A 22,578-nucleotide genomic window follows, 5' to 3' on the forward strand; every position below is an offset into this window, starting at 1 on the left:
CACGTGGCATGTACCCACGTGGCGCGCCGCGTTGTACTGTGATGTTCGCCGTATCGCCTGAGCGTGTCGGTCGTTGAAAGTTGCAAAATTACGGTACGCTGACGTTTCCGCAGGTTGCAGCCTGCGTGACGCGGTTTCGACGACCGTGAGCGAAAACCGGGGGTGTCGGAAGGTACGGTAGGTATCACCGGCGTGAGGGATGTCAGAGCCGCACGCCGTTCTTCTTGCACGCCTACACGTAACACCGGGACTGTTGTCTGCGATGGCCAATGTGGGGGATGGACTGGACGAGTCAGTCGCCGCCGCTGTCGAGGGTGACCCACAGGCGGTTGAGCGGCTACTCGCCGCGATCCGTCCCCTTGTGGTGCGGTACTGCCGCGCCCGAGTTGGCAGGCAAGAGCGTTCGTTCGCTTCGGCTGACGACGTAGCCCAGGAGGTGTGTCTCGCGGTGCTCACGGCGTTGCCTTCGTATCGTGATCAAGGCCGCCCTTTCCTGGCCTTCGTCTACGGCATTGCTCAGCACAAGGTGGCCGACGCGCATCGCGCGGCGGCACGCAACCGTGCCGAGCCGGTCGCCGAGGTGCCCGACGAAGTGGAGGGCGATGTTGGTCCCGAGCAGCACGCCCTGCAGGGCGAGCTGAACGCGAGGATGTCCGAGCTGCTACAGGTCCTGCCGGACAAACAACGCGAGATCGTGGTGTTGCGGGTGGTCGTAGGGCTGTCCGCCGAGGAGACCGCCGAGGCCGTGGGGTCCACCCCCGGTGCCGTGAGGGTCGCCCAGCATCGCGCCCTCGCGCGGCTGCGCAAGGTGCTGGCCGCTGAGGAGGTGGTCTGAGTGACGGAACGCGACGGCGGTAACCAGGAGAACGGCGAGGTGTTTCCCTACTCGCAGGCAGAGCCGGACGAGTCCTCGACCACGCTCGAGCTGTCGGCCATCCAGGCCGACGACGCGCTGCTCGACGCGCTCGGCGGCCCCGACCCGCAGGTCGCCGACGGGCTCGGCGACCAGGAGCTGAACGCCCTGCTGCTCGCGTGGCGCAGGGACATCGACAGCGAGCCGCTCGCTGAACTGGTCGACATCCCGACCGCGGTCACCACGATCAAGACCGCGGCCATCGCCAAGCGCCACGCCGGCCGGGGCCGGAGACGCAGACTTCTCGTCCCTGTCGCCGCTGCCGCCGCCGTGCTCGCCATCGGGTTCACCGGCACCGCTCTCGCCGCCAGGGACGCACAGCCCGGCGACACGCTGTGGGGCCTTTCCAAGGTCCTGTACGCGGACCACGCCCGCTCGGTCGAGGCCGCCGCCTCCGTGCGGACCGAGCTCGAAGAGGCCCATCTCGCGCTGGCGCAGCAGCGCTACGACGACGCGCGCCGCGCACTCCAGCAGGCGGAGCTGGCACTGAGCCAGGTGACCGCCGAGGACGAGCTCGCCCAGCTCAAGGCCCGCCACATGGAACTGCTGGCCCAGCTCAACAAGCCGCAGCCGGGCCACACCCCCAGCACCACGCCGTCCGCCACCGGCACGCCGGACAGCAGCTCGTCCACGTCGACGGGCACGAAACCGACCAACGAGCTGCCGCTGCCGGGGCCCACCACGGACCCGTCGGAGGCTCCGGACACCACCACGTCTCCGACCACGAACCCTCCGACGTCGTCCACCGAACCGCCACCGCCGAGCACGTCGACGGGTGACACCAGCGGGGGCGAGTCGGGCAGCACCGACCGGCCGTTCGGCCAGGAGCCCGCCGTCGTCTCCGGCGGAACCGCGGGCTGACACTCGAGCACTCGAGCAGAAGGGGCGTGTGACCGATGCGGTCACACGCCCCTTTCCGGGTCGTTCAGTACGCGCTCTCGGTGGCCGTGATCCCGTCGGCGAAGCCCCGGCAGTAGTCCCAGCTCACATAGTCGGCCGGGTTCGGGTCGTAGGCCGGCTCGTGCGGGCGCATGTGCCCGTCGGAGAGCAGCTGCTCGAGGCTCGCCCTCAGCAGGTGCCAGTCGTGGTAGTGAGGCTGGTCGCACTCGCCGCAGTCCACCACGATGCCCCTGACCCCGCGAGGCTCGAGAAGTGCCTGGTAGACGGCGAGATCCGAGAGGTCGGCGAGCAGTTCGGAGCGCTCGTCCGGACTGATCGGCTCACCTGCCGGCTCGTCCAGGGCGGCGATCTCCTTCGCCGGGTCGTTCGGGTCGTCGGCGAACGGGTCTGGGGGCAACACGTCGTGCGGCACGGCCTGCACGGTACCGGGCTGGCCCCGGGGTACGTCCAGATACCATCGTTAACAGGTCCGTATACCCCTGTTGGCTTACCCGCCGAGGAAGGTTTCCCGCCCTCATGACGAGCGAGTTCACCTCCGCTGACCTCATCCCCTCCGCGGAGGCCACGAATGGCGCCGTCCCCGACAAGTTCGCGATGCTCGGGCTGACTTTCGACGACGTCCTGCTGCTGCCTGCCGAATCGGACGTCGTGCCCAGCGCCGTGGACACCAGCACGCGCCTGACCCGCAACGTCACGCTGCGCGTGCCGCTGCTGTCGGCGGCGATGGACACGGTCACCGAGGCGAGGATGGCCATCGCGATGGCGCGCCAGGGAGGCATGGGCGTGCTCCAGCGCAACCTGCCGATCGAGGAGCAGGCGCAGGCGGTGGAGATCGTCAAGCGGTCCGAGGCCGGCATGGTCACCGACCCGGTGACGTGCTCGCCGGACGACACGCTCGCCGAGGTCGACGCCCTGTGCGCGCGGTTCCGCATCTCCGGGGTCCCGGTCACCGACGCTTCCGGCACGCTCGTCGGCATCATCACAAACCGCGACATGCGGTTCGAGGTGGACCACAGCCGACCCGTGAGCGAGGTCATGACCAAGGCCCCGCTGGTGACCGCTCAGGTCGGGGTCACGGCCGACGCGGCGCTCGGCCTGCTGCGCAGGCACAAGATCGAGAAGCTGCCGATCGTCGACGGCGCGGGCAAGCTGCGCGGACTGATCACCGTCAAGGACTTCGTCAAGACCGAGCAGTACCCCAACGCCACCAAGGACCCCGACGGCAGGCTGCTCGTCGGCGCCGCCGTGGGTGTCGGTGTGGACGGGCACCAGCGCGCGATGGCACTGGCCGACGCGGGCGTGGACGTGCTGATGGTCGACACCGCGCACGGCCACTCGCGGGCGGTGCTCGACACGGTGTCGACGCTCAAGAAGGAGCTCGGCGACACCGTCGACGTCGTCGGCGGCAACGTCGCCACGCGCGCGGGCGCGCAGGCGCTCGTCGAGGCGGGCGCGGACGGCGTGAAGGTGGGCGTCGGCCCTGGCTCGATCTGCACCACGCGGGTGGTGGCCGGTGTGGGTGTGCCGCAGATCTCGGCGATCTACGAGGCCGACAAGGCGTGCCGTCCCGCGGGCGTTCCCGTGATCGGCGACGGCGGCATTCAGTACTCCGGTGACATCGCCAAGGCCATCGCGGCCGGCGCGTCCGCGGTGATGCTCGGCAGCCTGCTCGCGGGCACCGCCGAGGCGCCGGGCGAGGTGATCCTGGTCAACGGCAAGCAGTACAAGACCTACCGCGGCATGGGCTCGCTCGGCGCAATGCGCACGCGGGGCGAGCAGCGCTCGTACTCGAAGGACCGCTACGCGCAGGACGACGTGCTGTCCGAGGACAAGCTCGTTCCGGAGGGCATCGAGGGGCGGATCCCGTTCCGCGGCCCGCTGGCGAACGTCGTGCACCAGCTCGTGGGCGGTCTCCGCTCCGGGATGGGCTACGCGGGCGCCAACTCGATCCCCGAGCTGCAGCGCGCGCAGCTCGTGCGCATCACCGCGGCGGGTCTCAAGGAGAGTCACCCCCACGACGTGACGATGACCGTCGAGTCGCCCAACTACACGACGCGCTGAAGAGTGTGTCCGGCGTGGCTTGTGTGGCCGTGCGGGTGGCGGAACCGGCTGACGGCCCACGCGAGCGGCTCCGGCGCCGCTGGAGCGGGACCTGGGGGCGCGCACAGCGCCGTGGACCACAGCGTCCACAATGAACCCGCTGCATTTTCGCGGGTAGAAGGGACTTGACGTGCGGGATCTGGTCGAGATCGGCATGGGGCGCACCGCGCGGCGGTCGTATGACCTCGACGACATCGACATCGTGCCGTCGCGGCGGACGCGCTCGTCGAAGGTGGTGTCCACTGGCTGGCAGATCGACGCCTACCGGTTCGACCTGCCGCTCGTGACGCACCCGACCGACGCGGTCGTGTCGCCGGACACGGCGGTGTCCATCGGCAAGCTCGGGGGCCTGGGCGTGCTCAACGCCGAGGGCCTGTGGGCGCGGCACGCCGACGCGGAGAGCGTGCTCGCCCGCCTGGTCACCGCCGCGAAGGACGGCGCCGAGATCGGCGAGGTCGTGCGGCTGCTGCAGGAGCTGCACTCGGCGTCCATCCGCACCGATCTGCTCACCGAGGCCATCCGGACGGTGCGCGACTCGGGCGTCACCGTCGCGGCGCGCGTGAGCCCGCAGCACGCGGCCGAGCTCACCCCGCACCTGCTGTCGGCAGGCGTCGAGATCCTCGTCGTCCAGGGCACGATCGTGTCCGCCGAGCACGTCGCGAAGGACACGTCCGAGGACGACCCGCTCAATCTCAAGGACTTCATCGCCGACCTCGACGTTCCGGTGATCGCGGGCGGTGTGAGCGACTACCGCACCGCGATGCACCTCATGCGCACCGGCGCGGCCGGCGTGATCGTCGGGCACGGCTACACACCGGGCATCACGAGCACCGACCGCGTGCTCGGCATCGGTGTGCCGATGGCCACCGCGATCATCGACGCCGCCGCCGCGCGCAGGGACTACCTCGACGAGACCGGTGGCCGCTACGTGCACGTCCTCGCCGACGGCGGCATCAGCTGCAGCGGCGACATCGCCAAGGCGATCGCGTGCGGTGCCGATGCCGTGATGCTCGGTGCGCCGCTGGCCTCCGCACACGAGGCGCCGGGCAAGGGCCTGTACTGGACGGCCGCCGCCGCGCACCCCTCGCTGCCGCGCTCGCGCGTGGCAGCGCTGCCCGGCCGCGAGGTGGACCTGAAGACGCTGCTGCACGGGCCGTCGTCCGACGCCGAGGGCGTGGTGAACCTGTTCGGCGCGCTGCGCCGCGCGCTGGCCAAGACCGGATACTCCGATCTCAAGGAGTTCCAGCGCGTCGGGCTCACCGTTCGTAACTGAACTCGACGGTAACTTACCCCTGGTCAGAAAAGCGGCCCGGAGTTACAGTTTTACGTGTGACTGCGCGTAACACCATCACTGACGATGGCAGGTCCACCGATCTCGACTACGACGTCATCGTGGTCGGCTCCGGTTTCGGCGGCAGCGTCGCGGCCCTGCGGCTGACCGAGAAGGGCTACCGGGTCGCGGTGATCGAGGCCGGTCGCCGCTTCGCCGACGACGAGTTCGCCAAGACGTCGTGGGACCTGCGCCGGTACCTGTGGGCGCCCGCGCTCGGTTGCTTCGGCATCCAGCGCATCCACCTGCTCAAGGACGTCATGGTGCTCGCGGGCGCCGGGGTCGGCGGCGGGTCGCTCGTCTACGCCAACACGCTGTACCGCCCGCTGGAGCCCTTCTACCGCGACCGCCAGTGGGCACACATCACCGACTGGCGGGCCGAGCTCGAACCGCACTACGACCAGGCGAGCCGCATGCTCGGCGTGGTCACCAACGCCTCGGTGACGCCGTCCGACGAGGTCATGCGCAAGGTCGCCGCCGACCTGGGCGTGGCCGACAGCTACCACCCGACCCCGGTCGGCGTTTACTTCGGCAAGCCCGGCGAGCGCGTCGCCGACCCGTACTTCGGCGGCGCCGGACCCGAGCGCACGGGCTGCACCGAATGCGGGTCGTGCATGACCGGCTGCCGCGTGGGCGCCAAGAACACGCTGGTCAAGAACTACCTGTACCTCGCGGAACAGGGTGGGGCGAAGGTGGTGCCACTCACCACCGTCACCGCCGTGCGCCCGCGCGGGAGCGGGGGAGGCACCTTCGAGGTCGACGTCCGCAAGACCGGCACCACCTCGCGCCGGTTCACCCACACCCTGACCGCAGGCCACGTCGTGCTGGCCGCGGGCACGTGGGGCACCCAGCGGCTGCTGCACGACATGCGCGACACCGGCACGTTGCCCCGCCTCTCACCGCGGCTGGGCGAGCTCACCAGGACCAACTCCGAGGCGATCGTCGGCGCCGCCCGGACCACCGTGGATCCCGAGAACGACTACAGCCGGGGGGTGGCCATCACGTCGTCGATCCACCCCGACGAGTCCACTCACATCGAGCCGGTCCGGTACGGCAAGGGCAGCAACGCGATGAGCCTGTTGCAGACCATCGCCACCGACGGCAGCTCCGAGGTGCCGCGCTGGCGGCAGGCGTTGCGGTTCGTCGTCCGCCACCCCGTGCAGACCGCCAAGCTGCTCAACGGCTACCGGTGGAGCGAGCGGACGGTGATCCTGCTGGTGATGCAGAGTCTCGACAACTCCATCACCACCTACACCAAGCGGGGCCTGTTCGGGCGCAGGCGCTACACCTCCCGCCAGGGGCACGGCGAGCCGAACCCGACGTTCATCAAGGCAGGGCACGAGGCGAACCTGCGCACCGCCGAGCACATCGGCGGCATGGCGGGCGGCACGTGGGGCGAGATCTTCGACATCCCGCTGACGGCGCACTTCATCGGCGGCGCGCCGATCGGCACGAGCGCCGACGAAGGCGTGATCGACCCTTACCAGCGCGTCTTCAACTACCCGAACCTGCACGTCGTGGACGGCGCCGCGATCACGGCTAACCTCGGCGTGAACCCGTCGCTGACGATCACCGCGCAGGCCGAGCGAGCCTTCTCGCTGTGGCCGAACAAGGGCGAGGCCGACCCTCGACCCGCGCAGGGCGAGCCCTACCGCCGCGTGGAGCCGGTCGCCCCGAAGAACCCGGCGGTGCCGGCCCACGCGCCGGGCGCGCTCACAGCGGGACGCCGGTGAGCACGGTGACGCGCTCGACACCGAACTCCCGCATCGTGGCGCGCACCGAGTCCGGGCGGTAGGTGGGCACGTCGCCGACCACCACGGCGTCGGCGGCCAGCTCCGCCGAGGCGCGCAGCGCCAGCGTCACGTCGCGGGTGAACACGCCCGTGCGGGAGCCGGCGGCGAGTCCGAACGCGGCATCCACCGAGTCGGCGACCGACACGACGAGCACCGGACCGGGCACCGGCTCGGCCGCGACGGGCCCCTGCAGCAGCGTGGGTTCCGTCGCGGACCCCGTGAGCAGCTTGGCCCCGTTCGACGTGGTCTCTTCGAGCCACTCCGCGAGCCTCGCGGCGGCCTCCGCCGTCGCCATCGGGCCCACGGACACCGCAGGGTCGAACGGGTCGCCGGTCGGCTGAGCGCGCACCGTGTCGGTGAGGGCGGCGACGAAGTCGTCGGCGACGGCCGCGTCCACCGCCACCGTGCGGACCGCGTGCGCGCCCTGCCCGGCCTCCTGCGTCGCCGAGGCCGCGATGCGTTGCGCGGCCCCGTCGAGGTCGGGCCAGTCGGCGAGCACCACCGCCGTGGTGGTGCCCGTGGCGCCCGCGTAGGTCGCGGCGAAACGCGAGTCGGTGGCCAGCCGGGCCGTGACCTTCATGGCCTCGATGGGCAGCACCGAGTACGCGCCCTCCGGCAGGTCCGTCTCGGCGAGCACCTCGCCGAGCGCGAGCGCCGCGAGCGGAGCGCGTACGTCGGGGGCGAGCACCACGGGCGCGCCGACGGCCAGAGCGGCGGCCACCGTGTGTGCCGCGACGCCGAGCGGGCAGTGGACGGGCACCGCGCCGAGCACGGGTCCCCTCGGCCTCTTCCGCACCAGCTCCATTCGCTGCTCGCCCGCGACATCGGAGTCGAGCCGGTGCAGCTCTCCGTCGGCGCGGGTCGCCTCCCTGGCCGCCGAGCGCAGCGCCGCGACGGCGTGGGCGACCTCCACTTCGGCCCAGCGCAACGGTTTCCCGCTCTCCGCGGTGATCAGTTCCGCGAGCTCGTCGGCTCGCGTGGCGAGGCCCCTGGCGACGTCCTCCAGCGCCGTCGCGCGGGCGTGTGCGGGAGCGCGGCGCAGGATGGGGGCGGCGTCGGCCGCGGAGGCGACGGCGCGTTCGACCTGGTCGTCGTCCGGCAGCGCCACGGTGGCGACCTCGGTGTCGTCGCACGGGTGCGTGACGGCGAACGTGCTGGCACCGTGCTCGGCGCGCCCGGCGATCCAGGCGGCTCGCGGCTGCGGTGTGATGGCGTCCATAGTGCAGACCGTAACCGCCACCTGGGCTCAGCGCCGGGCAGCTCACCTGCGACGATGGAAGCGCACGTTCGTGAATGCCAGGAGGTCCGGCAGTGGCAGAAGGTCCAGTGCTCGTCGTGGACTACGGAGCCCAGTACGCGCAGCTCATCGCGAGGCGGGTCCGCGAGGCACAGGTGTACTCGGAGGTCGTGCCGCACACCTCCACCGTCGACGAGCTGCTGGAACGCAAGCCGTCGGCGATCATCCTCTCCGGCGGTCCCTCCAGCGTCTACGTCGAGGGCGCGCCAAGGGTCGACCCGGCGCTGTTCGACGCGGGCGTGCCCGTGTTCGGCATCTGCTACGGCTTCCAGGCCATGGCGCAGGCGCTCGGCGGCGACGTCGAGCACACCGGTACCCGGGAGTTCGGCCGCACCGAGCTCGGTGTCACCGGCGGTGCGCTGCACGAGGAACTGCCCGCGCGGCACCCGGTGTGGATGAGCCACGGCGACTGTGTCACGAAGGCGCCCGAAGGCTTCTCGGTCACCGCGTCCAGCGAGGGCGCCCCGGTGGCCGGTTTCGAGGACGTCGGCCGCCGCTTCGCGGGCGTGCAGTACCACCCCGAGGTCGCCCACTCGCCGCACGGCCAGGAGGTGCTCCGCCGCTTCCTGCACGAGATCGCCGGCATCCGTCCGCAGTGGACCACCGCGTCCATTGTGGACGACCAGGTGGCCAGGATCAAAGCGCAGATCGGCGAAGGGCACGCGATCTGCGCGCTCTCCGGTGGCGTTGACTCCGCCGTCGCCGCCGCGCTCGTGCAGCAGGCGATCGGCGAGCGGCTCACGTGCGTCTTCGTCGACCACGGCCTGCTGCGCGCCGGGGAGCGCGCGCAGGTGGAGCGCGACTTCGTGGCCGCGACGGGCGTCAAGCTCGTCACCGTCGACGCGAGGGAGCGGTTCCTCTCCGCGCTCGCCGGTGTCACCGACCCCGAGCAGAAACGAAAGATCATCGGCCGCGAGTTCATCCGCGTCTTCGAGCAGTCCGCCCGCGACCTGAAGGCTTCGGGCGACGCCGAGTTCCTCGTGCAGGGCACGCTCTACCCGGACGTCGTCGAGTCCGGCGGCGGCACGGGCGCCTCGAACATCAAGAGCCACCACAACGTCGGCGGGCTGCCCGACGACCTGCAGTTCCAGCTCGTCGAGCCGCTGCGGCTGCTGTTCAAGGACGAGGTCCGCCGTGTCGGCCTCGAGCTTGGCCTGCCGGAGACGATCGTGCACCGCCAGCCGTTCCCCGGCCCCGGCCTCGGCATCCGGATCATCGGAGAGGTCACGGCCGAGCGGCTCGAGACGCTGCGGGCGGCCGACGCGATCGCCCGCGAGGAGCTCACCGCGGCCGGGCTGGACAGCGACATCTGGCAGTGCCCCGTGGTGCTGCTCGCCGACGTCCGCAGTGTCGGCGTGCAGGGCGACGGGCGCACCTACGGGCATCCCGTGGTGCTGCGGCCCGTTTCCAGCGAGGACGCCATGACGGCCGACTGGACGCGGCTACCCTATGACGTGCTCGAACGCATCTCGACACGGATCACGAACGAGGTGCCGGAGGTGAACCGGGTGGTGCTCGACGTCACGAGCAAGCCGCCGGGCACCATCGAGTGGGAGTGACGTCGCTGCTGAACTGGGGGTAACCGGCTGATGTGGATCGCAGGGGCGCTGCTCGTCGTGGCCGCCGTCGCGGGCTTCTTCTACATGCGGCACACGAAGAGCGAGCTGCACGCGATGATCGGCACCGAGACGCTGTCGATCCCCGAGCTGGAGCGGCTTCGCGGCATCTCCGACGAGCTCGGCGCCAAGGGCTCGTTCCGCAAGGTGGCCGAGGTCGTCGGCGCCGCCCACCCGCGCCCGGAGGGGCTGCTCACCTCGGAGCTGTCCAAGACCGAGTGCGTCTGGTACCGCTACCAGATCGAGCGGCAGTACGAGACCGTGGAGTACCGCGACGGCAAGCGGCACCGCACGAAGCGCACCGAGCAGGTCGCCAACCACACGTCGTGGGAGGGCTACGCGCTCATCGACGAGCAGCGGCGCACCATCGGTGTCGACCCCAACGGGACCAAGCCCGACGGCGTCGAGCAGACCGTCAACCGCTTCGAGCCGTATCGGGGTGGCGGCGGCTCGGTGGAGCTGTTCGGCTTCAAGCTGCCGCAGTTCGTGCTGGGTAACAACAGCACCACCATCGGCTACCAGTACCGGGAATGGGTCATCCGCCCCGGCAGGAGGCTCTACATCCTGGGCGAGGTGCACGACAAGATCGGCCCGCTCGTGATCGGCAAGCCCGAGAACGGCGGCCACTTCCTCGTTTCGACCCGCACCGAGCAGGAGCTGCGCGAGGACCGCGTGAAGCGGCACAAGTTCCTCGCGATCGGCGTCATCGCCGCCACGCTCATCGGGATCGTGCTGATCGTCGCCGACGTCCTCACCTGAGCTGACACCGGACACGGAAACGGGCCGGGCGGCTGCTGCCACCCGGCCCGTTTCCGTGTGCCCGTCAGCCGCGCTTGCGGCCGCCACGCATCGACGCGATCAGCATCAGCGTCCCCACCAGCACGGCACCGCCTGCCAGCACCCACCGCAGGTCCACGGTGGGGAACCAGTTGTGCCCGTCGGACAGCACATAGGCCGACACCAGCAGGGTCGCGATCCCGGCGAGGAGGGTGAACAGGTCGACCCCCGGCCTACGCTGCTCCACGCTCTGGTTTTCCTGCTCAGCCACGGGACACCTCCAGGTTTCCTGCTCCCGCCTCGACGTTCAGAGTGATGCGCTGGCCACCGGGGCCGTCGGGACCGGGGTCGAATCCCCGCAGTGGTTCGGTGCCGATGCCGGAGCGGTTGCGGCCGAAGCAGTCGTAATTGCCCATTCCCACGTCGCAGGTGTAGCTGACGTCAGCGGTTCGCGGCACGAGCACGGTGACGTCACCGGTGCCCACGCGAACGGTCGTCCGCACCGGTTCCTCCGACTCGGCGAGCTGCCGCAGGTCCAGCTCGATCTGCCCGGCCGTGCGTTCGTAGACCGGCTCCACCTCGGCGGCCGTCGTCGGCCGGTCCTCGAGGTTGCCCATGCCGCCGCGGAAGTTGTCGAACGGCACCGTCGTGAGGAACAGGGCGGCCGCCGCGAGCGGCGCGGCGAGCCAGACGAGGCCGCGGCCGCCGCCGAGGAACGATCCCACGACGAGTCCGGTGCCCAGCACACCGAGGACGAGCCCCAGCACGTGCGCGGCTGTGAACCAGCCCCCGTCGTTGGCCGCGATGGCGGCACCGACACTGCCAACCGCGAGTGCGACGCCGAACGTGGCGAGCCCGACCTTCGACCTCGGGCGCCGGGGTTCCGGCGGAGCGGGTGCGGGTGGCTCCGGCACGGACGGCGGCGCGGGCAGGTCCCAGCCGAGCGGCGCCGCGCCCAGCGCGTCCCACGAGCCCGCCTCGGCCGTGCCCGGCTGTGCCGTGCCTGCCGCCGCGGCCGCGTAGCCGTGCGGCGTGGTCTGCCCGCCATGGATGTCGTAGCCGGTGGCGGCGGTCATCCGCGCGACAGGGGCAGGCCGGTTCAGGTGGCCCCTGCTGCGGTGCAGCAGGTACAGCGCGGTGACCAGCAGCGCCGCCCCGATGAAGCCGCCGCCGTCGAACCAGTTGCCCGCGAACGTCCACCCGAAGGACGGGAGGAGCACGAGGCACAGCACCACCGCGAACGCCTTCGACACGGAGCTCTGGCCCCTGCCGATGAGGTGCTCGAAGGCCGAGACCTCGTCGTCCTCACCGGGCAGGAGCAGCCAGCCGAGCAGGTACACGCTGATGCCGACGCCGCCGAAGATGGTCATGGCGACCAGCGCCACCCTGATCACCACGGGGTCCACGCCGTAGCGGTAGCCGATCCCCGCGGCCACACCGGCCAGCTTGCGGCCCTGGTGCGGCCGTCTCGGCCTGCTTTCCCAGAAGTCCTTCACCGTGTCCTCGAAGCCCTCGATGTGCTTCGAGGCGTTCGTCGCGCCACTCATGACATCGAGAATGCGGCCAGTGCACCGCTCGCCGCATCGGGGAAGACCCCTGACTTTGCCGCCGCCGGGATCAGGGTGGGGGATCAGGTCAGGGGTTTCCCTGATGAAACCGCCTCCGATCTCTGTGAACATGGATGACGTGCAGGAACAGCCCACCGAGGAGCGCGCGGTCACCGCGGCGCCGCCCGTAGGCGAGCGCGCCGAGGTCACCGCCGCCACCCCGTCGCGGGCCGTTGCGGAGCCCAGCGGCCCGCCAAAGATGTACCGCCGCCGCGGAGGCCGCGTGCTGGCCGGCGTCGCGGGCGGGCTCGCCGACCACCTCGGGGTCAAGGTCCTCTGGGTGCGCGCGACGTTCGCGGTGCTGGCGGGGTTCGGTGGACTCGGGCTGGTCGCCTACGGCCTGCTCTGGGTCTTCGCGCCGCAGCAGTCGCGCGACGAACCGGCCAAGGCCGAGTCCACCAGGGAACGGCAGCAGGCGTTCGGGCTGCTCGCGCTCGGTGTCGGGCTCACCGTCGCGGGCGGCGCGATCACCGGCGTGTTCGCGGGCTGGGTCGGTCTGCCGATCGCCGTGGCGCTCGTCGGCGCCGCCGTGGTGTGGCGGGAGGCCGACGAGTCGCAGCGCCGCCGCTGGCGCACCGGCGCCCGCTCCGGGGTCGCCGGTGCCGTGCTCGGCGGCGGGGGCTGGTCGGCGGCCATCCGCATCTTCGCCGGTGTCGCGCTCGTGATGACCGCCATCGGCGTGCTCATCCTGCGCGACAGCAGCCTCGCGGAGATGCAGTTCGCGCTGATCGCGGTGATCGCCACGCTGATCGGCGTCGCCGTGCTGACGGTGCCCTTCTGGCTGCGCATGGTCCGCGACCTCGGCGAGGAGCGCCGGGCCCGCATCCGCACCGAGGAGCGCGCGGAGATCGCCGCCCACCTGCACGACTCGGTGCTGCAGACCCTGGCCCTGATCCAGAAGCAGGCCGATTCGCCGAGGGAGGTCGCCCGGCTGGCGCGCGGTCAGGAGCGCGAGCTGCGCGGCTGGCTCTACGGCCCGAACGGCTACGGCAAGCCGAAGGAGCAGCCCGCCGCGGAGTCGCTGGGGACGCTGTCACAAGCCGTGGCCTCGGCGTGCGGGGAGGTGGAGGACGCCTTCGCGATCTCGGTGCAGCAGGTCGTCGTCGGCGACACCGAGCTCGACGAGCGCCTGGCCGCACTCGTGCAGGCGGCCCGCGAGTCGATCGTCAACGCAGCCAAGCACGCCGGTGTCGAGGAGGTCAGCGTCTACGCCGAGGTGGAGGCGGGTTCGGTCACGGTGTTCGTCCGCGACCGGGGCAAGGGCTTCGACCCGGACACCGTTCCGGCCGACCGGCATGGCCTCGCGGACTCCATCAGGGGCAGGATGGAGCGCAACGGCGGCACCGTTCGGCTGCGCACCGCTCCCGGTGAGGGCACCGAGGTGCAGCTGGAGATGCCGCGCAAGATCACCGCCAAGACGTCGCAGGGGGCAACGTGACAGACGACCAGCAGACCAGGCAGCCGGTGACGGTTTTCCTGGTCGACGACCACGCACTGTTCCGCGCCGGGGTGCGCGCCGAGCTGGAGTCGATCACCGACGAGGTGCGCGTCGTCGGCGAGGCCGGTTCGGTGGCCGAGGCGGTCGCCGGGATCACGCGCGTGCGCCCGCAGGTGGTGCTGCTCGACGTGCACATGCCGGACGGCGGTGGTGCCGAGGTGCTGCGCAGGCTGCGCACAGAGCTGCCCGACGTGGTGTTCCTTGCGCTGTCGGTGTCGGACGCCGCCGAGGACGTCATCGCGGTCATCCGCGCAGGCGCCCGCGGCTACGTCACCAAGACGATCTCGTCGAAGGAACTGGTGCGCGCGGTCGTCCGGGTCGCCGACGGCGACGCCGTGTTCTCGCCGAGGCTCGCCGGCTTCGTGCTGGACGCGTTCGCCGACCGCCCCGGCTCCGAGCCCATCAGCGACCCGGAGCTGGACCTGCTCACCCCGCGCGAGCGGGACGTGCTGCGCCTGCTCGCGCGGGGCTACGCGTACAAGGAGATCGCGTCGGAGCTGTTCATCTCGGTGAAGACGGTCGAGACCCACGTGTCGAGCGTGCTGCGCAAGACCCAGCTGTCGAACCGGTACGAGCTGTCCCGCTGGGCCTCCGACCGCAGGCTCGTCTGAATCACCGGGGCGTCTCCACCAGCGGGGGCTTCACCACGGCGACCCGCCTGCGCACGCGCGTCAGCGCGACGCCGACCAGCACCACGACCATGCCGACGATCACCCGCGCGTTGAGCTGCTCATCCAGGAAGACGGTGCCGAGCAGCACGGACACCACCGGCAGCAGGTACCCGACGGTCGACGTCGCGACGCCGCCCTCGGTCGCGATCAGCCGGTAGTTCAGCGCGAACGCGACGCCGGTGGAGAAGACGCCGAGCACGGCGATGGCGATCAGCGCCGTCCCGTCGAGATGGATCGGGCTCAGCCCGCCCGCGGGCAACGCCAGCAGCAGGAACCCGCTCGCCGTGATCATCTGTGCGGCGGCCAGGGCGACCGGCGAGACACCGGTGTCGGCGAGGTACTTGCCCTCGTAGACCATCACGAAGCCGTAGCTCGCTGCCGCGGCGAGGATCACCACCGCACCCAAGCTGAGCAGCCCGGACGACTCCCATGGCGCGAAGATCAGGATGGTCCCGGCGAGGCCGAGCCCGAGCCCGGCGGTCCTGGCCGCCGAGAGCCGCCGCTCCACCCGCCACACGAGCGCCACCGCGAGCGCCCACAGGGGAGTGGTCGCGTTCAGCACGCCGGTGACACCCGAGTCGACGGTCTGCTCGCCGATGGCGAACAGCAGGAACGGCAGCGCGTTGTGGAACAGTGCCGCCACCGCGAGGTATCCCCAGATGCGCCGCGACCGGGGCAGCCGGTCCTTCGCGACGTAGCAGAGCAGCACGAGCACCGCGGCGCCGAGCAGCAGGCGGGCCAGCACGAGCTGGACGGGAGTGAACGCGGCGAGCGCGAGCTTGATCCACAGGAAGCTGGAGCCCCACATCAGGGCCAGCGCGCCCATGCGGAGCAGGGTTTTCGTTTCTCCCACGACGCCAGATTCGTCCTGCTCAGGCATAAGAACAAGCGAATTGTGCTGCAAGCGCTTTAAGCAGAACTGTAAAGTGGTGGGATGCTGGACGTTCGGCGGATGCAGGTACTGCGCGCGGTGATCACCAGCGGCTCGATCAGCGAGGCCGCCCGCAACCTCGGCTACACGCCCTCGGCGATCAGCCAGCAGCTGTCCACCCTCGAACGCGAGGCGGGGACGGCGCTGCTGGAGCGCAACGGCCGGGGCGTGCGGCCCACGCCGGCGGGCGAGCTGCTCTCCGAACACGCCGAGCTGCTCGGCACGCAGCTCGCGAAGGCCGAGGCCGCGCTGGCCGACCTGAAGAACGGTCGCACGGGACGGCTCGCCATCCGCTACTTCGCCACGGCGGGCGCCGCGCTCGTGCCGCCGGCCGTCACGGCGCTGCGCCGCGAGCTGCCCGACATCCAGGTGGACCTCAAGCTCGTCGAGCCCGACGACCCGCTACCCGAGGTGGAGGCCGGCCACGCCGACGTCGCGATCGTCGTGTTCCCCCGATCGAAACCACCGGCGGAAAGTGTCGAGCTGGTGCACCTGCTCGACGACCCGTACCGGGCGGTGCTGCCGAAGGGCCACCGGCTCGCGCGCAAACGCCTGCTCGATCTCGCCGACCTCGCCGAGGAGCCCTGGGTCGGCAACGAGTGGCCGCCAGGACCGTGCCGCGACATCATGCTGCAGGCGTGCGGGGCGGCGGGCTTCGCGCCGAACTTCGTGGTGGAGTCGGAGGACTACGCCACCGCGCAGGGCTTCGTGGGTGCGGGGCTCGGCGTCTCGCTCATTCCTGAGCTCGCGCTGGGCGCACCACATCCGGCCGTGGTGGTGCGCAGGGTACGCAGGCCCTCGCCGGTGCGGGTGATCTACGCGGCCGTCGCCGCACACGCGCGCGACAACCCGGCAGTGCGGCTGCTCATCGACGCGATGAAGCGTTAGGTCGTGTCGCACGGCAGAGGACCAGCACGCGGCTAGAGCGCGAGGATGATCCCGACGATGATGATCGTCACCACGACCACCGCAACGATCCACCACTGCCACGGGCGCACGCGCGGGCCTGGCCTCCGCTGCTTGGGCGGCGGGGGTGCCGGGGCCTGCGGCTGAACCCTCGGCGGCCTCGGCATCAGCGGCACGGTAGGCATGGCGGGCGCGGTCGGCGGGACGAAGCCCTGGTCCTGGCCCCGCGTGATCGCCTTGAACGCGGCGACGGAGTCGGCCATCGTCGGGCGCAGGTCGGGGTCGGTGCGCAGCATCTTCAGCAGCGCGCCGGTGAGCGGCCCGGTGCGGTTGGGCACGGCGGGTTCGCTCGTGCCCTCGGGGCCGAACGGCGGAACCCCCTCGACCGCGGCGAACAGCGTGGCGCCGAGCGAGTAGGTGTCGGCACCCGCGGTGGCGGGCTCGCCCTTCGCGACCTCGGGCGCGCGGTAGGCCGGGTCGGGCGGCCCACCCGCGATGCCGATGTCGGTGATCTTGACGCCCCCGTCGTCGGCCAGCAGCACGTTGCTCGGCTCCACGACGCGGTGTGGCACGCCCAGCGCGTGCGCCACCGCCAGTGCCGATCCGAGCTGCACGCCGAGGAAGGCTGCCTGCTCGGGGGTCAGCTGCCCGTGCTCGGCGAGGAAGTCGGCCATGTTGCGGGACGGGACGTACTCCATGACGAGCCAGACGTCGTTACCGTCGCGAAAGGCGTCGTACACGGTGATGGCGTTGGCGTGCAGGATGCGCGTCGCCTGCCGTCCCTCGTGCAGCGCGGCTTTCCGCGCCTCCTCGGCCCGGTCGGGAGGCAGGTCCGGCTCGATGTAGAGACGTTTCGCGGCGACGGTCCGGTGCAGCATCGTGTCGAAGGCGAGCCAGACGATGCCGGCCCGCCCCCGACCGATGGGTTGGTCCAGTCGGTACCGATCACCGACGAGAGCACCTTCTGTGTCGTTCACGCAGCCCCTTGTACCGCAACGCCGGTCAAACCGGCATCAACAGGGTCGTACCGTCATCCCGAGGTCGGAGTGACCGTCGCGGTAGGCGTCGGCTCCGGCTCGAGCGTCGAGGACGGGATCACCGGTTCGCTCGTGGGCTCGGGCTGCGAGGTCGGCTCCGGCTCGTACGACGGCTCGGTCTCCTGGACCGGCGGCGGCACGTACTCCGACTCCTCCCCGTACGTCTCCGTCTCGACCACCTCGGTGGACTCCTCGGTCGTGGTGGTCGTGGGCGGGGGCGTGGTGGTGGTCAGCGAGACCCGCGAGGTGGTGGCGACCGGACGCTGGTCCCGGTTCTGCTCGGCGTCGCTGCCGCCGGAGCCGCCGAAGATCCAGAACGCGAAGGCCGCGAGGCCCAGCACCACGATGCTGCCGGCCAGCGCGGGCAGCTTCCAGTTCGACTTCTTGGGCTCGTCCTCGGCGGGCGGCTCGTCGTCGTAGGGCCGGGCCTGGTCGTAGTCGTCGTCGTAACCGTCGCCGTACCCGCCGGCGGGCACGGCACGGGTGGCCTCGAGCCCGCCCTGCGCGCGGCCGTAGCCGTCGTAGTCCTCGTCGGGGTAGCCGCTCGCGGGCTCGTACCGGTCGTCCGGCTGGTCGTCGTAGTACCCGGCGACGTCCTCGCCGAGCGTGCCCGAGTGACCGGCGGGCACGTAGTCGTCGTCCGCCGAGGCCGCGCCGAGCGCTGCTCCGGCGCCCGCGGCACCGAGCTCGGCGGTGCCGCCGCCGATGGCGGGGTGCACCGCGGTGGCGTCCGCGTCGTCCGTGGCCCCGCCGAGCGGCGTCTCGCCCCTGGCGACGGCGGCAAGCAGCTCCTCGCATTCGTCGGCGGTCGGGCGGTGCCGGGTGTCTGGGTGCAGCATCACCGCGAGCACGCTGGTCAGCGGGCCGGACTGGCGCGGCGGGTTGATCTGGCCGGCGGCGACCGCGTGCAACAGGCTCAGGGTGTTCTCGCTGAGCCCGAACGGCGGCTGCCCCTCGGTGGCGGCGTAGAGAGTGGAGCCGAGCGAGAAGACGTCCGACTCGGGGCCGGGGTCGCCGCCGATGGCAACCTCGGGCGCGAGGTATGCGGGCGTCCCGGCGATCATGCCGGTCTTCGTGACGGTGACGTCGTCCTTGGCCCTGGAGATGCCGAAGTCCGTGATCTTCACGAGCCCGCTGCCCGCGAGCAGGATGTTGCCGGGCTTGATGTCGCGGTGGACGATCCCCACCGCGTGCGCCTCCTTGAGCGCGGCGGCGACCTGGGCGCCGATCTTGGCGACCTCGATCGGGGGCAGCGTTTTCCGCTGCTGGAGCTCCTGGGCGAGGCTGGTCGACGCCAGGTACTCCATGATCAGGCAGGGCTGCCCGTTGTCGTCGGTGACGACGTCGAACACGCTGATCGCGTTGGGATGGTGGAGGCGGGCCGCGATCCGGCCCTCACGCATCGTGCGGGCACGCGCGTCCTCCGCCTCGTGGTCTTCGAGGCCCGGCTGCAGCAGGAGCTGCTTGATCGCGACCGTGCGGTGCAGCACTTCGTCCTGCGCCTGCCAGACCGCGCCCATGGCACCGGTACCGATCCGCTTGATGACGCGGTAGCGGCCGGCGACCAGGCGACCCTCGTCGCTCACGCGACCTCCTTCGGGGCTCCGTCAGCAGGGGTGGAGCGTAGGCACAACCCGGCCGGCTGTGTGCCGGATTACCGAGACCGACCCGTGACAGGCTAGGCCGCTTACTCTGCGCACACGAAGGCGGCACTCTCGGACACGGCGCCAGTGCTCCTATGTGGTAGACGCCGTTGAGGTCAGTTGGGTTGCGCCGAAAGGAGCTTTACCTCGCGGATCCGGCCATCTCGTCCGCCGCCGACGTCCAGCCGCTGGGTGACGCGCACGGCCTCGCCCCGCTGGGGAACCATGGTGACCACGGCGCGAACGGAGCCGTCGCGCTGTTCGTGGACCTCTTCGACCTCGACCGACTCCATCGACCGCCAGGCCCGCACGAGCGTTTCGCGCTCGGCCGCCAGCGCGGGGCCGAGCAGCCGGACCGCCTGGTCGGGGGAGCTGTTCACGAGCGCGTAGAACTCCCGCACGGTGCCGACCTTGCCGTTGCCGTGCGCCGGCGTGCCTGCGGCGCCGCCGGGGCCGGTGTCGTCCCGCTGCGAGACCGTCCTGACCTCATCGGCCGGGGCGATCGCCTCGTTCCCGGCCGACATCGGGGCGGCGTCGTCGACCACCGGGGCGTCCGCGGCGGGCCCGCCCTCGCGGTCCCGCCCCGACAACGCGAAACCGCCGAGCGCGGCGGCTCCGGTGATCTCGAGCGGCCCGGCCACGTCCTCGCCTTGCGACTCGCTCTCGCCCGCCATCGAAGCGGCGATGACGATCGACGCGACGAGCAGCGCCACGGCGACCAGCAGGGCCGCCAGCTTGGCGCGGCGGGCGAACGGCTTCTCGGGCTCCGGTGGCGGATCGTCCTCTGGCCGCTCGGCGCGGGTGCCGGGCGGCGGCAGGTACCTGCGTGGCTCACGGAAGACCTCACGCAGGTATTCGTCGTCGACCAGCTCGTCGGCGAGGATCTCGTCGCTGATGACGTCCTCGACCGCGATGGTCGGCTCGGATGCGTGGCGCCGGTCGTGCACTGCTGGCCCTCGTCGGTTTCGTCTCGTGGACTCGGAGTTCGGACCCCTCGCGTCTCAGGTAACCCTGCCGCGCGCCGCGCCACCAGACTCGATCGGTGGACAGTCGTGGCGGCACGACGAACGGCGAAACGTGTCACCCACGTAGAGCAATATGTGACCGTTCACCGCACTGCACGTGCACCAGAATGTGCGAAATCACCGTGCATCCGCAGGTGAAGCGCCTGTTCGGGGTCGGGAAAGCGGTCGGGAATCGTTTCCTCTACTGACCGTCGTCCGCGATCTTCTCGTCGTCGCCGAAGACGAGTTTGCGCGTTTCCTCGGTCGTGGTGCCATCGGCGTGGGTCACCTCGACCGTGTTGATGGTGTACCCCTCGTTCTGGTCGATGTAGACGTGCTTCACCTGGAAGTAGGCGACGCTCGCGTACTTCTGCCGCAGCCCCTCCTCGCCCTCGGCGGCGAGTTCGCCGGTGGTCATGCCGTACGCGGCGGCCGGGTCCTCGGTGACCGTGTTGAAGAAGTCCTGGGAGGTCTGGCCCATCTGGTCGGCGTCGTAGGGCGGCGCGGGGATGTAGCGCGTCTTCGCCTTCGACATCGGGGCGGGCGTGACCGGCGGTTTCCTCAGCTCGGACGTGCTCGGCCCCGCGCTCGTGGTCTGGGTTGGCTGCCCGGAGCCCTGCTCGGGCGTGCTTGTCTCGTCGACGTCGGACGACGACCGCAGCCCTGCCGGGGTGCCGGAGTCCTCCTCCGAGCCGGACGACGATGAGGAGTCGTCGGCGCTGGACGTTGGCGCGGCATCGTCGGTGACGCTCTGGTCGTCCTCCGCGTAGCCCTCGTGCGGCAGCAGCGGCGCGACGCCGCCGTGCCGGTCGGGCCAGCCCTCGATCGCCTGCCGTTCGGCGGGAGGCTGGCCGACGAGCACGGTGCCGGCCACGAGCATGGCCACCACCACGCCCCCCGAGGAGATGCTCGCGAACCAGGCGGCCTTGCGCCAGCTCTTCGGCGGGGTGACCGACGCGGGCACCGAGCCGAGGTCGAACTTGCCCAGCCCGTCGGGAGGCGGCGCGACGTACACGCGTGCCTCGTCGTCGGGCTGGCGCGCGGGCCGCTCGCACGTGGTGAGCGTGATCTTCTTCCTGCGGACGGTCGTGCCCTCGCCGACAGGCGTGTGCACGACGGCGTCGATGGAGTCGGTCGTCTCCTCCTGCTCGACCGGAGCCTGCACGGGAATCGGCAGTTCGCCGTGCGACGCCGCGAACTCGGGGGCGGGGCCTGCCGGTGGAACGGGGAGCGAGCCGGTGAACGGCGTGTCGGCGACGGGGTCGGCGGGTGCGACCCGGCCGGCGCCGTCGCGCCGATGGTGGTGGCGGGGCTTCGCGGGAACCGAGGGAGTCCAGGTCCCCGCTCCCGGCGCGTGCCTGCGCCTGCCCTCGGGTACGGTCGGCTGATCGGAGTACGGGACGCCGCGCTTCGTGGAATCGGCCCTGCCGTTCATGTCGACTGGACCCTCCGAGGAGCCCGGCCTGACGGAGATTCCACGCCGGTTAGACCGATCGGAGCAGCCGGAGCGCTCAGCGCACGAGCAGCTGCACGGCACGCTGCACGTGCGAAACGCCCTGAGGCGCGCAGACCGCTCGCGAGAACTCTCACTCGCCCCACATTAGGAGCCTTTCGGCCCCACCGGCGTACCGGGGCGCGATCCAGCGCCGGATATCACCCCTCTGGGCGCACCCATCCGGCGAGGTACACGTGTGGTATCAGCCGCCGCTGCGGTACTTCGCCTGCGTCGACTGCAGCGCCTTGGCCGCCGTCGCACCGCTGCCCACCGCCAGGATGATCGCGATGATGTCGAGCGCGGGACCACCACCCGTGAACAGCAACGCGATCAGCGAGACGGCCGAGGTGGCACCGGCGACCCCCCACCTGGACCGCACGTACTGGGCGATCGGCGCTCCGCCCGCCCGCTTGTTCGCCGCGCTGTTCAGCATGGCGAGGTAGCCGGCGTGGCCCAGCGCCGCGAGCACACTCGCCAGTGCGATCACGAAAGCGATCAGGTGAACGATCGTGTCCATGCGTCCAGTGTGCCCGAACCCGGCGGTGCCCCGGCTCGGGGAACACCCTGAGATTCGCGGGCGGTCAGCGGCCCAGCCTGCCGCGGCCGAGGTTCAGCAGCGCCATGGCGAGCTGGCGGCCCTCCGGCCCCAGCTCGCGGTAGCGGGCGAGCACGTCCATCTCGCGGTTGTAGACGATGCGGGGCCCACCCGCGGCCATCCTCGCGGCGCCGATGGTCTTGGACACCTCGGCCCTCCGCTTGACGAGCCGCAGGATTTCGGCGTCGAGCCAGTCGATCTCCTTGCGGAGCTCGTCGATGTCGGCTGCCGTGGTCTCGTCGGCGTCGTGAGTCTGCGCGTTCATCTGCACCTCCGGTCGCGTCCGGATCCACATCGGGCCCAGAGCCGACGAAAGCCCCGGGTCCGTGGACTCCGGGGCTTGCTGTGATGGCTGTGTGGCACTACGCGATCACGGGAGCCGGAGTCCGGGTCCCGTAGAAAAATCGAACCGCGTAGCGCTGCACGCGGAGAGTATGGCACATGGCTACTTCGTCAGGGGTCCCA

Annotated in this window: 21 protein-coding genes; 10 read left to right on the top strand and 11 right to left on the bottom strand. The window is 71.2% G+C overall.

The window, feature by feature from the left end:
* Nucleotides 1-262 precede the first annotated feature (262 nt).
* Complete coding sequence (locus DI005_RS30665; protein ID WP_110334886.1) at nt 263-835, top strand: sigma-70 family RNA polymerase sigma factor; 573 nt, start codon at nt 263-265, stop codon at nt 833-835.
* On the top strand, nt 836-1,774 hold the full coding sequence (locus tag DI005_RS30670) for an anti-sigma-D factor RsdA (protein ID WP_113644474.1): 939 nt from the start codon (nt 836-838) through the stop codon (nt 1,772-1,774).
* A gap of 64 nt (nt 1,775-1,838) precedes the next feature.
* Here the strand turns inward: DI005_RS30670 and DI005_RS30675 are convergent, their stop codons facing one another.
* On the bottom strand, nt 1,839-2,234 hold the full coding sequence (locus DI005_RS30675; RefSeq protein ID WP_170200586.1) for a DUF5319 domain-containing protein: 396 nt from the start codon (nt 2,232-2,234) through the stop codon (nt 1,839-1,841).
* Nucleotides 2,235-2,329: 95 nt separating this feature from the next.
* On the opposite strand from DI005_RS30675, the gene guaB reads away from it, so the two are divergent.
* From guaB to DI005_RS30690, 3 genes are all read left to right on the top strand, one after another.
* The gene (gene guaB / locus DI005_RS30680; RefSeq protein WP_112276952.1) at nt 2,330-3,874 is read left to right on the top strand and encodes an IMP dehydrogenase; all 1,545 of its coding nucleotides are present in this window, start codon (nt 2,330-2,332) and stop codon (nt 3,872-3,874) included.
* 169 nt (nt 3,875-4,043) lie between these two features.
* On the top strand, nt 4,044-5,186 hold the full coding sequence (locus tag DI005_RS30685; RefSeq protein WP_113644475.1) for a GuaB3 family IMP dehydrogenase-related protein: 1,143 nt from the start codon (nt 4,044-4,046) through the stop codon (nt 5,184-5,186).
* Nucleotides 5,187-5,242: 56 nt separating this feature from the next.
* Nucleotides 5,243-6,976, top strand: coding sequence for an FAD-dependent oxidoreductase (locus DI005_RS30690; RefSeq protein ID WP_113644476.1), 1,734 nt, complete (start codon nt 5,243-5,245; stop codon nt 6,974-6,976).
* Here DI005_RS30690 and DI005_RS30695 read toward each other — a convergent pair.
* A complete protein-coding gene (locus DI005_RS30695) occupies nt 6,957-8,255 on the bottom strand; it encodes an aldehyde dehydrogenase family protein (RefSeq protein WP_113644477.1) in 1,299 nt (432 codons plus the stop codon). The genes DI005_RS30690 and DI005_RS30695 overlap by 20 nt on opposite strands.
* Nucleotides 8,256-8,347: 92 nt before the next feature.
* Between DI005_RS30695 and guaA the strand changes: the two genes are divergently transcribed.
* Together guaA and DI005_RS30705 are read left to right on the top strand one after the other, a co-directional pair.
* Nucleotides 8,348-9,892: a glutamine-hydrolyzing GMP synthase gene (gene guaA / locus DI005_RS30700; RefSeq protein ID WP_113644478.1), complete on the top strand. Its 1,545-nt coding sequence runs from the start codon at nt 8,348-8,350 to the stop codon at nt 9,890-9,892.
* A 30-nt stretch (nt 9,893-9,922) separates the two neighbouring features.
* Nucleotides 9,923-10,708: an E3 ubiquitin ligase family protein gene (locus DI005_RS30705; RefSeq protein WP_112276962.1), complete on the top strand. Its 786-nt coding sequence runs from the start codon at nt 9,923-9,925 to the stop codon at nt 10,706-10,708.
* A gap of 64 nt (nt 10,709-10,772) precedes the next feature.
* On the opposite strand, the gene DI005_RS30710 is transcribed toward DI005_RS30705, so the two are convergent.
* Nucleotides 10,773-10,997, bottom strand: coding sequence for a hypothetical protein (locus DI005_RS30710; RefSeq protein ID WP_112276964.1), 225 nt, complete (start codon nt 10,995-10,997; stop codon nt 10,773-10,775).
* Entirely contained in the window at nt 10,990-12,273 is a 1,284-nt protein-coding gene (locus tag DI005_RS30715) for a PspC domain-containing protein (protein WP_113644479.1), read from the bottom strand. The genes DI005_RS30710 and DI005_RS30715 overlap by 8 nt, the downstream gene beginning before the upstream one ends.
* 130 nt (nt 12,274-12,403) lie before the next feature.
* On the opposite strand from DI005_RS30715, the gene DI005_RS30720 reads away from it, so the two are divergent.
* Nucleotides 12,404-13,771 carry an ATP-binding protein gene (locus DI005_RS30720; protein ID WP_113644480.1) on the top strand — a complete coding sequence of 456 codons (1,368 nt, stop codon included), beginning with the start codon at nt 12,404-12,406 and terminating at the stop codon, nt 13,769-13,771.
* On the top strand, nt 13,768-14,442 hold the full coding sequence (locus tag DI005_RS30725; protein ID WP_112276970.1) for a response regulator transcription factor: 675 nt from the start codon (nt 13,768-13,770) through the stop codon (nt 14,440-14,442). The genes DI005_RS30720 and DI005_RS30725 overlap by 4 nt, the downstream gene beginning before the upstream one ends.
* Before the next feature lies 1 nt (nt 14,443).
* Here the strand turns inward: DI005_RS30725 and DI005_RS30730 are convergent, their stop codons facing one another.
* Nucleotides 14,444-15,355 carry a DMT family transporter gene (locus tag DI005_RS30730; RefSeq protein WP_113644481.1) on the bottom strand — a complete coding sequence of 304 codons (912 nt, stop codon included), beginning with the start codon at nt 15,353-15,355 and terminating at the stop codon, nt 14,444-14,446.
* Between the two features lie 81 nt (nt 15,356-15,436).
* On the opposite strand from DI005_RS30730, the gene DI005_RS30735 reads away from it, so the two are divergent.
* Nucleotides 15,437-16,321 carry a LysR family transcriptional regulator gene (locus DI005_RS30735; RefSeq protein WP_113644482.1) on the top strand — a complete coding sequence of 295 codons (885 nt, stop codon included), beginning with the start codon at nt 15,437-15,439 and terminating at the stop codon, nt 16,319-16,321.
* A 32-nt stretch (nt 16,322-16,353) separates the two neighbouring features.
* On the opposite strand, the gene DI005_RS30740 is transcribed toward DI005_RS30735, so the two are convergent.
* The 6 genes from DI005_RS30740 to DI005_RS30765 form a co-directional block, all read right to left on the bottom strand.
* Nucleotides 16,354-17,316 (bottom strand): serine/threonine-protein kinase, encoded by a 963-nt coding sequence (locus DI005_RS30740; protein ID WP_113644483.1) that lies wholly within the window; start codon nt 17,314-17,316, stop codon nt 16,354-16,356.
* Nucleotides 17,317-17,369: 53 nt separating this feature from the next.
* Complete coding sequence (locus DI005_RS30745; protein WP_113644484.1) at nt 17,370-18,962, bottom strand: serine/threonine-protein kinase; 1,593 nt, start codon at nt 18,960-18,962, stop codon at nt 17,370-17,372.
* A gap of 173 nt (nt 18,963-19,135) precedes the next feature.
* The gene (locus tag DI005_RS30750) at nt 19,136-19,966 is read right to left on the bottom strand and encodes a hypothetical protein (RefSeq protein WP_113644485.1); all 831 of its coding nucleotides are present in this window, start codon (nt 19,964-19,966) and stop codon (nt 19,136-19,138) included.
* 259 nt (nt 19,967-20,225) lie between these two features.
* On the bottom strand, nt 20,226-21,458 hold the full coding sequence (locus DI005_RS30755) for a hypothetical protein (protein ID WP_112276982.1): 1,233 nt from the start codon (nt 21,456-21,458) through the stop codon (nt 20,226-20,228).
* A 262-nt stretch (nt 21,459-21,720) separates the two neighbouring features.
* Nucleotides 21,721-22,035, bottom strand: coding sequence for a hypothetical protein (locus DI005_RS30760; RefSeq protein ID WP_112276984.1), 315 nt, complete (start codon nt 22,033-22,035; stop codon nt 21,721-21,723).
* Between the two features lie 64 nt (nt 22,036-22,099).
* Nucleotides 22,100-22,378 (bottom strand): chorismate mutase, encoded by a 279-nt coding sequence (locus DI005_RS30765; protein WP_110335042.1) that lies wholly within the window; start codon nt 22,376-22,378, stop codon nt 22,100-22,102.
* Nucleotides 22,379-22,578: the final 200 nt, after the last annotated feature.

Origin of the sequence: Prauserella sp. PE36 (genome assembly GCF_003311655.1) — a bacterium.
In the GTDB taxonomy this organism is placed as follows: Bacteria; Actinomycetota; Actinomycetes; order Mycobacteriales; family Pseudonocardiaceae; genus Prauserella_A; species Prauserella_A endophytica.

Bases quoted from the DNA above. Each gene is read 5' to 3' on its own strand.
- DI005_RS30665 (WP_110334886.1), top strand. From the start codon at position 263: ATGGCCAATGTGGGGGATGGACTGGACGAGTCAGTCGCCGCCGCTGTC.
- guaB (WP_112276952.1), top strand. From the start codon at position 2,330: ATGACGAGCGAGTTCACCTCCGCTGACCTCATCCCCTCCGCGGAGGCC.
- DI005_RS30695 (WP_113644477.1), bottom strand. From the start codon at position 8,255: ATGGACGCCATCACACCGCAGCCGCGAGCCGCCTGGATCGCCGGGCGC.
- DI005_RS30705 (WP_112276962.1), top strand. From the start codon at position 9,923: ATGTGGATCGCAGGGGCGCTGCTCGTCGTGGCCGCCGTCGCGGGCTTC.
- DI005_RS30715 (WP_113644479.1), bottom strand. From the start codon at position 12,273: ATGAGTGGCGCGACGAACGCCTCGAAGCACATCGAGGGCTTCGAGGAC.
- DI005_RS30720 (WP_113644480.1), top strand. From the start codon at position 12,404: ATGGATGACGTGCAGGAACAGCCCACCGAGGAGCGCGCGGTCACCGCG.
- DI005_RS30735 (WP_113644482.1), top strand. From the start codon at position 15,437: ATGCTGGACGTTCGGCGGATGCAGGTACTGCGCGCGGTGATCACCAGC.
- DI005_RS30755 (WP_112276982.1), bottom strand. From the start codon at position 21,458: ATGAACGGCAGGGCCGATTCCACGAAGCGCGGCGTCCCGTACTCCGAT.
- DI005_RS30760 (WP_112276984.1), bottom strand. From the start codon at position 22,035: ATGGACACGATCGTTCACCTGATCGCTTTCGTGATCGCACTGGCGAGT.
- DI005_RS30765 (WP_110335042.1), bottom strand. From the start codon at position 22,378: ATGAACGCGCAGACTCACGACGCCGACGAGACCACGGCAGCCGACATC.